This window comes from Pontibacter indicus (assembly GCF_900156345.1).
Classification (GTDB): Bacteria; Bacteroidota; Bacteroidia; order Cytophagales; family Hymenobacteraceae; genus Pontibacter; species Pontibacter indicus.
Window position 1 is genome coordinate 1769797 of the sequence record NZ_FTPP01000001.1, and the last position, 12205, is coordinate 1782001.

Here is a 12205-nt window from a genome sequence, read left to right on the forward strand (position 1 = left end):
AGCTGAAAGCCTGTACGTATTTTAAAGCGAGAAAGATGGAAAAAGCAACATTTGGAGGAGGATGCTTCTGGTGCACCGAAGCGGTGTTTCAGGAACTGGCGGGCGTTCAGAAAGTGGAGTCGGGCTACGCAGGGGGGCACATGGAGAACCCGACCTACAAACAGGTTACCTCCGGCACCACCGGCCACGCTGAGGTGCTGCAAATTACCTACGACCCGGACACTATCAGCTATGACGAGCTGCTGGAAGTGTTCTGGAGCACCCACGACCCGACCACCCTGAACAGACAGGGCAACGACATCGGGCCACAGTACCGCTCTATCGTGCTCTATCACAACGACGAACAGCGCGAAAAAGCGGAAAGATACCTAAAGGAGCTTGATGCGTCAGGCGCCTATGACAGCCCAATCGTGACCACGATTGAACCTTTGCAGGAATTTTACCCGGCCGAGGACTATCATCAAAACTACTTCAACACGCACGGGCACGAGCCTTACTGCAGTTTTGTGATCCGACCGAAAGTAGAGAAGTTCAAAAAAGTGTTTGCAGACAAACTGAAGCCCGGAGTGGCACGGTGATTCTGCTAAAACTAAAAGCCTCAGCTACCAAAAACGGTGACTGAGGCTTTTTTATACCTGTATACCTTGCCTTTAGCCTTGCAGCTGCACCCATTGCTGGGCGATGATCGTCTTGGCATCGGTAAAGCTTTCTTTCAGCAGCTCTTCCCGGGTATAGCTCACCAGCTCAATGTGTTCGTGCTCGTCGTCCTTGCCACCCCCTTCGGCATGCTGGTGCGATACCTCAGCGTAGTAGAGCAGCACTTTCTCGGTGGTGCCGCCCGGAGATGAATAAAAGGTGTGCAGATGCTTCAGGCTGTCCACACGGTAGCCAATTTCTTCCTCTATCTCGCGGGCAATGCTGGTTTCGGGGTTTTCGCCTTCGTCTACCATACCGGCCACCACTTCCACCAGTTCCGATTCAGAGCCCACCCGAAACTGCCGGGTCAGGATGTAGCGTTGTTTCTCTGTGTCGTATACCATGGAAGCTACTGCGGTGCCGCGGTCAAATTGCTCCCGCGTAAAGGTATGGCCGTTCTGGGCCACGGTCAGTTTATAGATTTTGAAGTAGCCGTCGTAGGCCGTTTCTCTTTTCTTGATTTCCATAAGGGCGAATATAGGCAAAGCCAGGGTATGGCCTGCCATCAGGTATAGGTATAAGTTAGAGTTCGTTGTTTCGGAAAGCCGCCTTTTGCGTGCGCTCCGTCAGGCCCGACATGGAAAGCGGCGTTTCGCTCTCGTAGCCTTTCTTGGCCCGCTGCTCGCCAGTTGGGCCGGGTAGCATGCGGTTGAGCAGCTCAAAAATATCGGTCGTGGTTTCCGGGGAGATGCCGTGTACGAATGCACCGATCTTAGCAGGTATAGACGTCACCACTTCAGCATCCCCGTGGCGGCAAGCATCCAGGATAGACTTGGCAGAGCTTTCAGCGCTGATGGATGTCAGCGGGCTCGAGTCGACAATCTTGAACAAGGTATACTCCTCTTCATGCTGTCCCTTAACGTTGGCATGCCGTGGACTGCCGGTCTGCATCAGGCCCGGAGAGGCGCAGGTCACGGTGATATTATACTGCTTCAGCTCAGCGCGCAAACCTTCGGATAGACCCACCAAGGCAAACTTACTGGCACTATAAGGTACCAGGTGCGGAACACCTAGCTTTCCGCCAATGGAGGCGATGTTGAGGATGCGACCGCCGCCGCGGGCTTTCATGGAAGGCAATACGGCCAGCGTGGTATAGAGGGGTCCCCAAAAATGGGTCTGCATGGCCTCTTCGAAGTCTTTCACGGTCATCTCCTCCAGTGGACCCGCCGTGATGATGCCTGCATTGTTGATCAGCACATTGATCTGTCCGAATTCCTGCTGCACCCGCCCAATCATTTCCTCTACCTGCGCCTGCTGGGTCACGTCGCAGGGAAACACCATCACATCGGCACCATTGCCAGCCAGTTCCATGCGGGCGTCTTCGAGCTGCCTTTCATCGCGGGAGCATAGCACCAGCCGGGCGCCCTCATTGGCCAATTGGCGCGCCATCACGAAGCCCAGTCCGCGGGCGCCGCCCGTTATCAGCACTGTCTTGTTTCGGAAGCTATAGGCATTCAGTTTACGGTTGATGGCACGTGCCGCAAGCAAGGCGCCCGCTCCGGCGGCCAGCCACCACAGGTTTCTTCTCTGTTCTGATTTCATAGTTTACACAGGTATAGCAGGTATAACCGGATGCAGCGTACAGGCAACTGTTCCGGTTATTGGGTCTACGGGAAGGAGTGCGGGCTGGGTTCGTAAACCGGTAAAGGACAGGTATAACGCGCCGCTTATTTCTTCTTCTTGAAAGGGCTCACCCCCTGTCGTTTGCTTGTGAACACTTCGTTTTTAGGCATCGGGGTATAGAGCAGCTTAACCGACACTGTCGCATAGTGATCTTTGGTGTTCTCTACGCGGGTAACATTATCGAGGTAATCAGTAGTGGTCAGGTGGTAGGTGGCCTCAGGCGCTACGCTGATCTGGTCGGAAAAGCGGAAGCGTATACCGCCGCCAAACGGAATAACTCCGGCAATGGCCGGATAGGAGCGCAGACGGTCGTAGGTAATGTCAGAATTAGGAGCCCTGTTAGTGGGATAGGAACTGGGCGTGTAGTAAACGAAGCCTACGCCGCCTTTTACGAAAGGCACTGCAAAGCGCTTGCGCGTCGAGCGGTAGTTGTTGGATCCGGCGTAGCTGTCCATCAGGTTATACACCAGCATCCCGGACACCTCGATCACCCTCGACTCAAACGTGATATTGTCCTGAAAAGTCTTCTCGGAGGCACCCAGTTTAATGTACTCCACCTCGCCGCTGATGGACCAAAAGGGGTTATACTTGAACAAGGCGCCAATGCCGAAGCCCGGGCCAATATCGTTGCAATCGTAGCTTCCGCAAATGTCGCTTTTCACAGCGGCCAGACCTGCGCTAGCTTGAATGACCAGACCACGCTCCGGGATCTTGCTCATACCCATACGGCGAATGGCATTATCCTGCGCCTGGGCGGTAGTGCAAACAGAAAGGGTGACCAAAACTAATAGTAGTAGGAAGTATCTGCTCCTGTTCATGCTTCAGACAGGTTTCTCTTTAGGGTTTGTGTGGTTGGCAGCCCAGGTATCGGAATGGCGGGCTTGCTCCCCTATCTACGCAAGGCCACCGGAAAGGATCATGAAAATTTATAAATACATTATAATATAGCCATGATAAGATAAACTTAGCTATACCATATTATAATTTGGAATAGGCTCTGCTAACGGCAGTCGCTTTTAATAAGACTCAACGGCTGAGGCAGTTGCGCGCAAAGCAGGACGCTTCTTGTTCAGCAACTGCACAAAATCGATTACGAGTGCGGCTGCATCCGGATAAAAAGTGGGGTTGATATTTTCGTACACATCCGTTGGTTTGTGGTAGTGCGGATGGTCTTCTACGCCGAAGTAAATGAAAGGGATCTGGCGCTTGTGGAACTGATAATGGTCTGACTGACGCGTCCAGTCATCTTTGCCCTGCTCAGGACGGTCGTGCCCTGTTAGCAGCCTGGCCTGCGGTCTTGGTTTGATCTGTTGCAGCAACGGCAACAGCACCGGATAGTGGTAAGCGCCGCTGGCATAGAGCTCCCCTTTGTCGTTTAGGCTGAGCATGTCCATGTTCACATTCAGCTGAATCAGGTCCAGTGCGAGCGGAGGGTTTTCGAGAAAGGCATTAGCGCCCTGCAAACCCAGCTCCTCACCGTCGAGCGCGGCAAAGACCAGGGTATAATAAGGTTTGTTCTTTTTGAAATAGGTTGCAGCGGCCAGCAGCGCGCCTACACCGGAGGCATTGTCGTCGGCGCCGTTATAGATCTCGTCCTTTCGCACGCCTACGTGGTCGTAGTGCGCCGTCAGCACGATGGTTTTGTCTGTTTTGCCAGGTATAAAGCCGATCAGGTTGATGGCCTCTTCCACTACGATGCCCCTACTTTCGAGGCGGAAGGTATGGCGGTAGCTGTTGTTATAGGCTTGCAGCCCGATCTCGCTGAAACGCTTTTCAATGTACTCCTGCGCCATCCGGTTGCCCTCTGTGCCGCTCAGCCGGCCGGCCATCGAGTCGGCGGACAGCACCTTCACGTCGCGCAGCAGGGTCTGCGGATTGAGCACTGCTTTCTGAGCGAGTGCTGACAGCTGAAGAGTACAAATTAGTAAGAAGACAAAAGAGAGACGGCGTTTCATAAGTTTTATTTTGAGCGAATTTACTACAAAATCGCAAGCACGCCTTTACAAAAAATTAGTTGTCCAGCACAGGCCAGGAAACCCAGCTTTTCTGACGTGCAGCAGGCTTCTTCTTGTCCGCCACACGACGCTCCACCTCCTGGGTATAGCTTCCGTCTTTCTCAAATACCTCGCCCTTCAGCACCCATCCAGTTTTCACGTAGTCCTGTACTCTGTATACAAGTGCCTTCAAGTCGTTTGCCACAATTACGTCGAATTCCATGTTCGTTCCTGTTTTTGGTCTTACAAATGGTTGTCAGATGTGATTTAAACAAGGAGCGTGCCACATACGTTCATCAAATACAAATGTTACAATTATTTTAAAACAAATTACAGAACCCCTCTCAGATGCTCCCGGATGGCTTTTGAAGTCCTGAAAACAGAACGGGCCGATCTGCAGACCGGCCCGTTCAGGTATAGCAACTAATTGTATTCTAGTTTTTTACATTTTCTTCACATCAATAAAGGCAGGTACCTCTACCGGCCCTACAGAGGTTTGGATGGTGGGTTTGATCTGCAGTAAAATATCCGGTCGGCTGCCCTTATCTTTCTCAGAAAACATCGTAACGAGCCGCAACAGGTTATTCAGTCCGGAGCTGCCGTTTTCCTCCGCCAGTTTAATGGGCGTGCGCACGTTGATGGTGTTCAGGCCATGTCGAAGTTCTACTGGTTCGTCCACGATGCCGCTCAGGGTTTGCTTGCCATCCAGCAGCAACTGCCACTTCAGTTTGGTCACCGTCATGCTGCGGTCCTGGTTACCCTCGCCCAGTTCCACGTTTAGCCCCAGGCTCGAGAAGGCGGACAGGTTATTGTCTGAGAAGGCTGAAAGCAGTAGGGCTGCCTCCGTAAAGGAAAAATCCTCAGGCCTTTTCTTGTTCAGCACATTCACGCCGTTCAGCTTCACTTCGTTTATACCTGACAGGCTATACTTTGCTTCCTTAAAAGCATCTACGTCGCTCTTAGTGCCGCACGAAAAGGCAAATAAGACGATGCCCAGCAGTAGGGCGATATGTAAGAGATTTGTCTTTCTGATCATTTGTTTTGTGCTGCTCAGCGCTTGATTACCTTGCCTGAGCCTGAAATAGTTGAGTTAATATTGGGGCTACCCTGATAGTACACATTTCCGCTTCCGGAGATTGTAACAGCCAGCTCATTGGCCGCATGAACTTCCACATTGCCGGAGCCGCTCAGCGCCACGCCGGCGCTTTCGCTGCGCAGTCCAAAGGACTTTACGTTTCCGGAGCCGGTCAGGCTGATTTCCTGTCCGTCCGTCTCCCCTATCAGCTCGATGTTGCCAGAACCAGTCAGCCTGCTGTTGACTCTATCCGCCGATACGTTTATGCGGAGGGAGCCTGAGCCATCCAGCACAGCGCGGAAGTCGTTTGTCTCAAACTCGTCCAGCAGCTCTATGCGACCAGACCCGATCATTTCGGCACTGTTCAACTCCTGCACGGTCATGTGTACCTCCATGGTTTTGTGGCTGCGCAGGCACCTGTCGAAACTGAGATACCAGAGGCCATTCGAGACACTGGTGTTAATCGCGTCCAGCACATTCGGTTGCGCCCGCACCTCAATTCGCTGCGTAGCTCCCCTCCTAACAAACACGCGGGCATCCCCGTTCACGCGCAGTCCGCTGACCGCATCCAGGTTAAACTCCCGGGTCTCCACATCGCCCCTTCCCCGGATACAATCCTCGTCATCGCAGGAAGAGAACAGCAGCACTGGCAGGAGCAGCAGGAGCACCCGACAGCCAAAGTTAATAGATTTCATAGTTTTAGGCATCTTGGTTACACCGGCAAGTTAGCGAATCCTGCTACCGCTGCACAAAGCCGCCTGCGCTGTCTACTCAATAATTGGCCGCCATCACTAATTTTTTAGCTGAAATGCCCCACTCGCTGGCCACGCTGGTTAACCAGCACGCCACTGTCTGTCACGAACAGGCCTTGCAGGTAATCGCTCTCGAAATAGAAAGGGTAGTCGCGGTTGTTGGTGCGGGCCAGTTTGCCGATGATGCGGGCACCGCGCTCGGTCATGTGTACCAGTTGCAATCTTGTGGTCAGGAAAAACTGCTCGTCGGGTGCATTGTTGAACACGACCCTCCGCAGCACTAGCCGGCTATCCAGCCCTTGCGATACGGTGTTGGCTCTGGCCGACGGTGGCTGTACTTGCTCTCTTGCCTGCTGTGGCGGCCGGCTTCTGGTTACTGCCGGCTGTTGCTGCTGTCCGTTTGCGCTGGCCAGCAGTTGGGCATCGGCATTGCCCCAGCCCCTGCTGATTGCCGCCAGCCGGTAGCTGCGCCCCGGGTGCGTGGCAGAGCTCCTTTCATCAGACAGCACCTGCATGGCAGCCTGCGCCTCCTCCAAACTTGCACCCATTTTGCGGAGCACGAAGCCCGAAAACTCGTCTGCCTCCAGTTCATCGGCATGGTTGCTTCCCTGCCGCGACAAGGTATGGCCGTTGAGGTGATGCCCGATTTCGTGGGCCAGGATGCTAACGCCGGCCCAGTCGGTGTGCACGGCGTTGTTGATGGCATCCAGAAAATGTTCGTTGTAAAGGATGTAGCGCTTGCCGTTGTGGATCACAGCAGCGGCGTTTTCGATGTTGGCGGAGCGCACCTCAAAGCGTGGCTTCAGTCCGATCACATCTATGATCTCAGTGATCACATCGCGGGGGGCCGCGTTGGCGGAGGTATAAGGCTCGGGAGCTGGCAGCTGCTCGGCTAGCACCCCCAAGAAGGGCGACAGGGCCAATAGCAGGGCCAGGCTCGTTATCTTCAATCGGTTCATATGTTTTCCCTTTCTGGTGATGGATAGACACAGCATATCCAAAACGAAAAATGCGTGGAGGCTGGTATAGCTTGCTATGCAACTACTTTGCCAGAATTACACTTCTAGTTTTTCCAGAGAGCTTATACCTGAGCGGAAGAAATCGACCGAGTTACTGTTTAAAGAAAGCGACCAGACTGCTTGGTTTACTGACCGTGATAAAGGCCGGTGACTCGATGTTCCCTACCGGTGTTTTGATAGTGGGCTTGATCTTGAGCGTCACGTGCTCCCTGATGTCCGTTCGCTGGCCCAGTAGGGTGATAAGGCGGGACAGGCCTGTGTACTTTGGCAGGTTTTCATGCGAGGGAAGCCCCACTGGTGTGGAGATCGGCAACGAATTCAGCCCTTCCTGCAGCACCATGGTTTCTTCGATGGTGCCTGTCAGCGCATCTTCGCCCTCCACTTCCAGCAGCCATTTCAGGCGCGTAATGGTCAGGTTTCGCTTTTCCTCGCTTTGCTCCTGCAGGGTGACGTGCAATGCCAGCGTAGCGCCTAGCTCCAGCGAGTTGCTGGTGACGGCTGTCAGCAGACTGTCGCGCTCCTCGTTCGAAAAGCCGCGCCGCTGCTGGATGCGTTCCTCTACATCAATTCCATTCAGTTTGATGTCCTTTACGCTCCGCAGGCTATACTTTGCTTCGGTAAACGCCTTGATATCCTGTGCCTGCCTGCAGGACAAACCAGCAACCAGCAGTATCAGGAGCAAAGCCACGTTAGATAGTCTCTTCATCTTCAGCAGATTATCATACATACTGATATGCAAATAACGCAATAGTTACTATATGCCGTTCAGGTGAGGCAAAAAAAAGCAGGTATAGTTAATCGCCATACCTGCTTTCGTTTATGTGACTTAACGCTGTTTACCTGCGCATCAGGTAGCGCCGAGTGGCTGGTGGTGTTTGTGCTTCTCCTCGCCTGTCTCCATATAGCGCTTAAAGTAGCGTAGGTCTTTTTCTACCATGCTCTTCAGCATCGGGTTGAGCATTTTGGCGGCCAGCCCTCCCACAGAACCAACTGGCGGGCTATAGGAGATTACTGCCTGCACAATGGTGCCATGACCATCCGGCGAATCCGAGAATCGTACCTCACCGGCATTGTCGATGTCGGAGTTAGGCAGGGAGCGCCAGGCGATCAGCTCGTTTTCTTTTTCGTGAATGATGTCCGCATCCCAGGAAATGGTGCCCATGCCGCCCGGAATTTTGGCTACCCAATGCGAGCGCTGCGGACCGTTGGACCGGACGCTTTCCAGGTGTTCCATAAATTTCGGTAGGTTCTCGAGCATACGCCAGAATTGGTATACCTCTGTGCGGGGCCGTTCCACGGTGATGGTCTTGATGATTTCCACTGAAATGTCCTCGTTCTCGGCCGTGTCACGGCCAATCATATTGTTCACGAAGCAGAAGCCCGTCATGCCCCTGAATATGAGCGCTCCCCCAGCCAGCGCGGTCAGCCAGCCAACAGTATCAGCCCGCCGCAGTCCGACCAGGGCCATTGCTGCGCCGCCTACGGCGGAGAGTACACGCTCCGGCCGCCCCACGTTGATATGGCTGGAGCCCGAGGCAGGCGGAAATATATGCTCCGTTTGGAGCATCTTCGAATAATTGGGGTTGTATGTATCCATAGCTTATTGGTTTTGTTCTATTTTGTATTAGTGGATACGTGGGTTGGTGCTATTATAGTTGCTGTGTGCAGTTTATATCTCCTTCTAATCAGGTATAAGCAAGCATCTCCGTTGGTAATCCTAAAAATAAAAGGGGCGGCCTCTAAAAGGCAGCCCCTTCACAATATCTTAACAGTAGGATAATTATTTCCCGAACAGATAAGCTACAGAAACTCCCAATACACGGTTTTTAGATTTGCTCTCACCTGATTCTACTTCGTAAAGGTTAGTGAGGCCAAATCCGTAGCGCACATCCAGGTTAAGTGCTCCTGCACCAAGGCCATATGCTAAGCCTACGCCAAAGCTAGCGCCAAACTCCATTCTGTTGTCTTCGTCTTCAAACTCATAATCAGTGTTTACTTCGTTATCGCCAAACTTGATCGAAGATCTGCCACTAACCAGGTAGCCGGCTGTAGGACCGCCCGTTACGAAGCCCTTTACTTGCTCCGACCCAAAACTAACTTTTGCTAGCACCGGTACTTCGATGTAGTTACTTTTGCCCTTAATGTAAGCGTCGCTGTCACCCATTTTAAAACCCTTCTGTATAAAAAGGAGCTCTGGCTGAATTGACACTAATTCGCTTACAGTAAAGTTGGCCACTGCACCAAACTGCAAACCAGGGTTATACTTTAATTCATCCTCCATCTCATCGTCCTCACCGTCCGATAGGCTAAGCTTTGAGAACGTAGCGCCCACACGTGGACCAAATGAAACAGATTGTGCAATTGATGTAGATATCATACCTACAACAAACAGCAGAGAAAGCAAAAATTTGATTTTCATAAAAGTGGTTTGGTTAAAATATGCGCAAACCACACTATAAATATTCAATTTACAAAATATACCAGGAAACAATGTTTATCCACTGACTGCAACCCATTCAGTTCTTACTGGTTCTAGCTAGCTTTCAGATCGTCAAAAAGTGGCTCATACAAAAAAAAGCCCCGGCTGTTCGCCGGGGCTTTTCTATACCTGAACCAGGTATAGCTTATTTGAATTTACCTTTCAGCATGGCCAGTTTCGCTGCAAAATCGTTGGCTGGCTCTTCTTCTCGTTTGGCACCGCCTTTTTTGCCGCCACCACCAGCTGGGCGGGCTGCAGTTGGGTCGCCTTTCATGCTCAGGGAGATGCGCTTGCGCGGCACGTCTACTTCCAGCACGGTTACGTCCACTTTCTGCCCTACCTTCACCACGTCGTGCGGGTTGGTCACAAAGCGGTCGGAAAGGTGGCTTACGTGTACCAAGCCGTCCTGGTGCACCCCTACGTCCACAAAGGCCCCGAAAGCCGTGATGTTGGTCACGATGCCCGGCAGTTTCATGCCTTCGCGCAGGTCTTTAATCTCGTTCACACCTTCAGTGAAGCTGAAAGCCTCAAACGTCTGGCGCGGGTCACGGCCTGGTTTTGCGAGTTCGCTCAGGATGTCCTGGAGTGTCGGCAAACCAACAGTATCCGTCACGTAGCTTTTCAGGTTGATCTGCTTGCGCAGCTCTTCTTTCTGCATCAAATCCAGCACGGTTACGCCCAGGTCTTTGGCCATCTGCTCCACGATCGGGTAGCTTTCCGGGTGCACCGCCGATGCGTCAAGCGGGTTTTTGGCATCACGGATTCTTAAGAAGCCCGCCGCCTGCTCAAAAGCCTTATCGCCCAGGCGCGCTACTTTCTTCAGCTCAGTTCTGGTTTTGAAAGGTCCGTTCTGGTTTCTGTAGTCCACGATGTTTTGCGCCAGGGCTGGTCCGAGACCAGATACATAGGTCAGCAGCTGCTTGCTGGCGGTGTTCACTTCCACGCCCACGGCGTTCACGCAGCTCATCACCACGTCGTCAAGTGAATGTTTCAGAGCCGTCTGGTCCACGTCGTGCTGGTACTGGCCTACGCCGATCGATTTCGGATCGATCTTCACCAATTCGGCCAGCGGGTCCATCAAACGACGGCCAATAGACACAGCGCCACGCACGGTTACATCCTGGTCTGGGAACTCCTCGCGGGCTACATCCGAAGCAGAATAGATAGAGGCACCGCTTTCGTTCACCATTACCACCTGCACCGAAGCTGGCAATTTCAGGCTCTTCACGAAAGCTTCCGTCTCGCGGCTGGCGGTGCCGTTGCCGATCGCAATGGCCTCTACCTCAAAGCGGGTGACCATATACCTGACGGCCTGCGCGGCTTCGCTTTCCTTGTGCGCACCGGTATGCGGGTAAATCGTTTCGTTGTGCAGCAGTTTGCCCTGTTTGTCAAGCACCACCGACTTCACGCCGGTTCTGAAACCCGGGTCTAACGCCAGTACAGTTTTCTGACCAAGTGGCGAGGAAAGCAGCAGCTGACGCAGGTTGTCGGCGAACACACGGATAGCTTCTTCGTCGGCGCGTTTCTTGGAGGAAAGGCGTACTTCGGTTTCCATGCTGAGCTTGAGCATGCGCTTGTAGCAGTCCTTAGCGGCGAGCTTCACCTGCTCTGCGGCGGCGTTGTTGCCTTTCACGAACATGCGCTCGAGTTTGTCCAGCGCTTCTTCCTCGTCCGGCTGGGCGCTTAGCAGCAGCACCATCTCAGTTTCGCCGCGGCGCATGGCCAGAATGCGGTGCGAAGGGGCTTTCTCGATCGGCTCTTCCCAATCGAAGTAGTCCTTGAACTTCTGGCCTTCCTCTTCCTTGCCCATCATCACGCGGCTTTTGAAGGTGCCCTTCTTCTCGAAAAGCTGGCGCATGGTGGAACGTGCCTCCGCGTTCTCGTTCATCCACTCGGCCATGATGTCGCGGGCACCGGCCAGGGCCTCTTCGGCATCCTTCACCTCTTTCTCTTCTGAGACGAAATTGGCAGCCTCAGCTGCCACATCGAAGTTCTCTTGCTCAAACAGGCGCTGGGCCAACGGCTCCAGTCCTTTCTCGCGTGCGATGGTGGCGCGGGTACGGCGCTTTGGTTTGTAAGGCAGGTAAATATCTTCGAGTACGGCCATGGTCTCGGCGGCCATGATCTGTGCCTCCAGCTCGGGGGTAAGCTTTTCCTGATCACGGATGGACTTGAGGATGCTTTCGCGGCGTTTGTCGAGCTCGCGCAGCTGCTCCAGGCGGTCGCGCACGGCCGCTACCTGCACTTCGTCGAGCGAGCCGGTAGCCTCTTTTCGGTAACGGGAGATGAAAGGCACAGTAGCGCCTTCGTCCAGCAAGGTTGCCGTGGCCTCCACCTGTTTGATGGTGATAGAGAGCTCGGTGGCAATCTTGATTAAGTGGTCAACGTTTAATTCCATGTATTTTGGTAAAAAATAAGCAACACAGCCGTGGGGAAAGATGCGGTCACAAGGTATACAGACAGTTTTAGGAGTCCTTCCCCACTATTTTCCTCTCGCAGCAAGGGACACCCTTTTCGGATAAGGAACGTCAAATTTAAGCGATATTGCCTGAAAGCGAAACAACTTA

At 53.2% G+C, this 12205-nt stretch carries 13 protein-coding genes; 1 reads left to right on the plus strand and 12 read right to left on the minus strand.

Annotated features, from left to right (window positions below; genetic code table 11):
• Window positions 1–35 precede the first annotated feature (35 nt).
• Window positions 36–578 (plus strand): peptide-methionine (S)-S-oxide reductase MsrA, encoded by a 543-nt coding sequence (gene msrA / locus B0B12_RS07535; protein ID WP_076667095.1) that lies wholly within the window; start codon window positions 36–38, stop codon window positions 576–578.
• Window positions 579–650: 72 nt separating this feature from the next.
• On the opposite strand, the gene B0B12_RS07540 is transcribed toward msrA, so the two are convergent.
• The 12 genes from B0B12_RS07540 to B0B12_RS07595 all read right to left on the minus strand — a co-directional run bounded on the left by B0B12_RS07540 (window position 651) and on the right by B0B12_RS07595 (window position 12036).
• On the minus strand, window positions 651–1202 hold the full coding sequence (locus tag B0B12_RS07540; protein ID WP_244554625.1) for an NUDIX domain-containing protein: 552 nt from the start codon (window positions 1200–1202) through the stop codon (window positions 651–653).
• A gap of 16 nt (window positions 1203–1218) precedes the next feature.
• Window positions 1219–2238, minus strand: coding sequence for an SDR family NAD(P)-dependent oxidoreductase (locus B0B12_RS07545; protein ID WP_076667096.1), 1020 nt, complete (start codon window positions 2236–2238; stop codon window positions 1219–1221).
• 125 nt (window positions 2239–2363) lie between these two features.
• Complete coding sequence (locus tag B0B12_RS07550) at window positions 2364–3137, minus strand: outer membrane beta-barrel protein (protein WP_076667098.1); 774 nt, start codon at window positions 3135–3137, stop codon at window positions 2364–2366.
• Between the two features lie 198 nt (window positions 3138–3335).
• Window positions 3336–4274 carry a M28 family peptidase gene (locus tag B0B12_RS07555; protein WP_076667100.1) on the minus strand — a complete coding sequence of 313 codons (939 nt, stop codon included), beginning with the start codon at window positions 4272–4274 and terminating at the stop codon, window positions 3336–3338.
• Window positions 4275–4329: 55 nt separating this feature from the next.
• Complete coding sequence (locus tag B0B12_RS07560) at window positions 4330–4536, minus strand: hypothetical protein (protein WP_076667101.1); 207 nt, start codon at window positions 4534–4536, stop codon at window positions 4330–4332.
• A 219-nt stretch (window positions 4537–4755) separates the two neighbouring features.
• Window positions 4756–5349, minus strand: a complete 594-nt coding sequence (locus B0B12_RS07565; protein WP_076667103.1) for a hypothetical protein — start codon at window positions 5347–5349, stop codon at window positions 4756–4758.
• Window positions 5350–5363: 14 nt separating this feature from the next.
• Window positions 5364–6083: a head GIN domain-containing protein gene (locus tag B0B12_RS07570; protein WP_076667105.1), complete on the minus strand. Its 720-nt coding sequence runs from the start codon at window positions 6081–6083 to the stop codon at window positions 5364–5366.
• A gap of 104 nt (window positions 6084–6187) precedes the next feature.
• The gene (locus tag B0B12_RS07575) at window positions 6188–7099 is read right to left on the minus strand and encodes a M48 family metalloprotease (RefSeq protein ID WP_076667776.1); all 912 of its coding nucleotides are present in this window, start codon (window positions 7097–7099) and stop codon (window positions 6188–6190) included.
• A gap of 151 nt (window positions 7100–7250) precedes the next feature.
• Complete coding sequence (locus B0B12_RS07580) at window positions 7251–7865, minus strand: hypothetical protein (RefSeq protein WP_076667779.1); 615 nt, start codon at window positions 7863–7865, stop codon at window positions 7251–7253.
• Between the two features lie 141 nt (window positions 7866–8006).
• Window positions 8007–8756, minus strand: coding sequence for a YgaP-like transmembrane domain (locus B0B12_RS07585; protein ID WP_076667107.1), 750 nt, complete (start codon window positions 8754–8756; stop codon window positions 8007–8009).
• A 183-nt stretch (window positions 8757–8939) separates the two neighbouring features.
• Window positions 8940–9578, minus strand: coding sequence for a porin family protein (locus tag B0B12_RS07590; protein ID WP_076667109.1), 639 nt, complete (start codon window positions 9576–9578; stop codon window positions 8940–8942).
• A gap of 205 nt (window positions 9579–9783) precedes the next feature.
• Window positions 9784–12036, minus strand: a complete 2253-nt coding sequence (locus tag B0B12_RS07595) for a Tex family protein (RefSeq protein ID WP_076667111.1) — start codon at window positions 12034–12036, stop codon at window positions 9784–9786.
• Between the last annotated feature and the right edge of the window lie 169 nt (window positions 12037–12205).

What these genes read in the sequence shown, in the direction of transcription:
- msrA (WP_076667095.1), top strand. Translation starts at nt 36, where the DNA reads ATGGAAAAAGCAACATTTGGAGGAGGATGCTTCTGGTGCACCGAAGCG.
- B0B12_RS07540 (WP_244554625.1), bottom strand. Translation starts at nt 1,202, where the DNA reads ATGGCAGGCCATACCCTGGCTTTGCCTATATTCGCCCTTATGGAAATC.
- B0B12_RS07545 (WP_076667096.1), bottom strand. Translation starts at nt 2,238, where the DNA reads ATGAAATCAGAACAGAGAAGAAACCTGTGGTGGCTGGCCGCCGGAGCG.
- B0B12_RS07550 (WP_076667098.1), bottom strand. Translation starts at nt 3,137, where the DNA reads ATGAACAGGAGCAGATACTTCCTACTACTATTAGTTTTGGTCACCCTT.
- B0B12_RS07555 (WP_076667100.1), bottom strand. Translation starts at nt 4,274, where the DNA reads ATGAAACGCCGTCTCTCTTTTGTCTTCTTACTAATTTGTACTCTTCAG.
- B0B12_RS07560 (WP_076667101.1), bottom strand. Translation starts at nt 4,536, where the DNA reads ATGGAATTCGACGTAATTGTGGCAAACGACTTGAAGGCACTTGTATAC.
- B0B12_RS07565 (WP_076667103.1), bottom strand. Translation starts at nt 5,349, where the DNA reads ATGATCAGAAAGACAAATCTCTTACATATCGCCCTACTGCTGGGCATC.
- B0B12_RS07570 (WP_076667105.1), bottom strand. Translation starts at nt 6,083, where the DNA reads ATGAAATCTATTAACTTTGGCTGTCGGGTGCTCCTGCTGCTCCTGCCA.
- B0B12_RS07575 (WP_076667776.1), bottom strand. Translation starts at nt 7,099, where the DNA reads ATGAACCGATTGAAGATAACGAGCCTGGCCCTGCTATTGGCCCTGTCG.
- B0B12_RS07580 (WP_076667779.1), bottom strand. Translation starts at nt 7,865, where the DNA reads ATGAAGAGACTATCTAACGTGGCTTTGCTCCTGATACTGCTGGTTGCT.
- B0B12_RS07585 (WP_076667107.1), bottom strand. Translation starts at nt 8,756, where the DNA reads ATGGATACATACAACCCCAATTATTCGAAGATGCTCCAAACGGAGCAT.
- B0B12_RS07590 (WP_076667109.1), bottom strand. Translation starts at nt 9,578, where the DNA reads ATGAAAATCAAATTTTTGCTTTCTCTGCTGTTTGTTGTAGGTATGATA.
- B0B12_RS07595 (WP_076667111.1), bottom strand. Translation starts at nt 12,036, where the DNA reads ATGGAATTAAACGTTGACCACTTAATCAAGATTGCCACCGAGCTCTCT.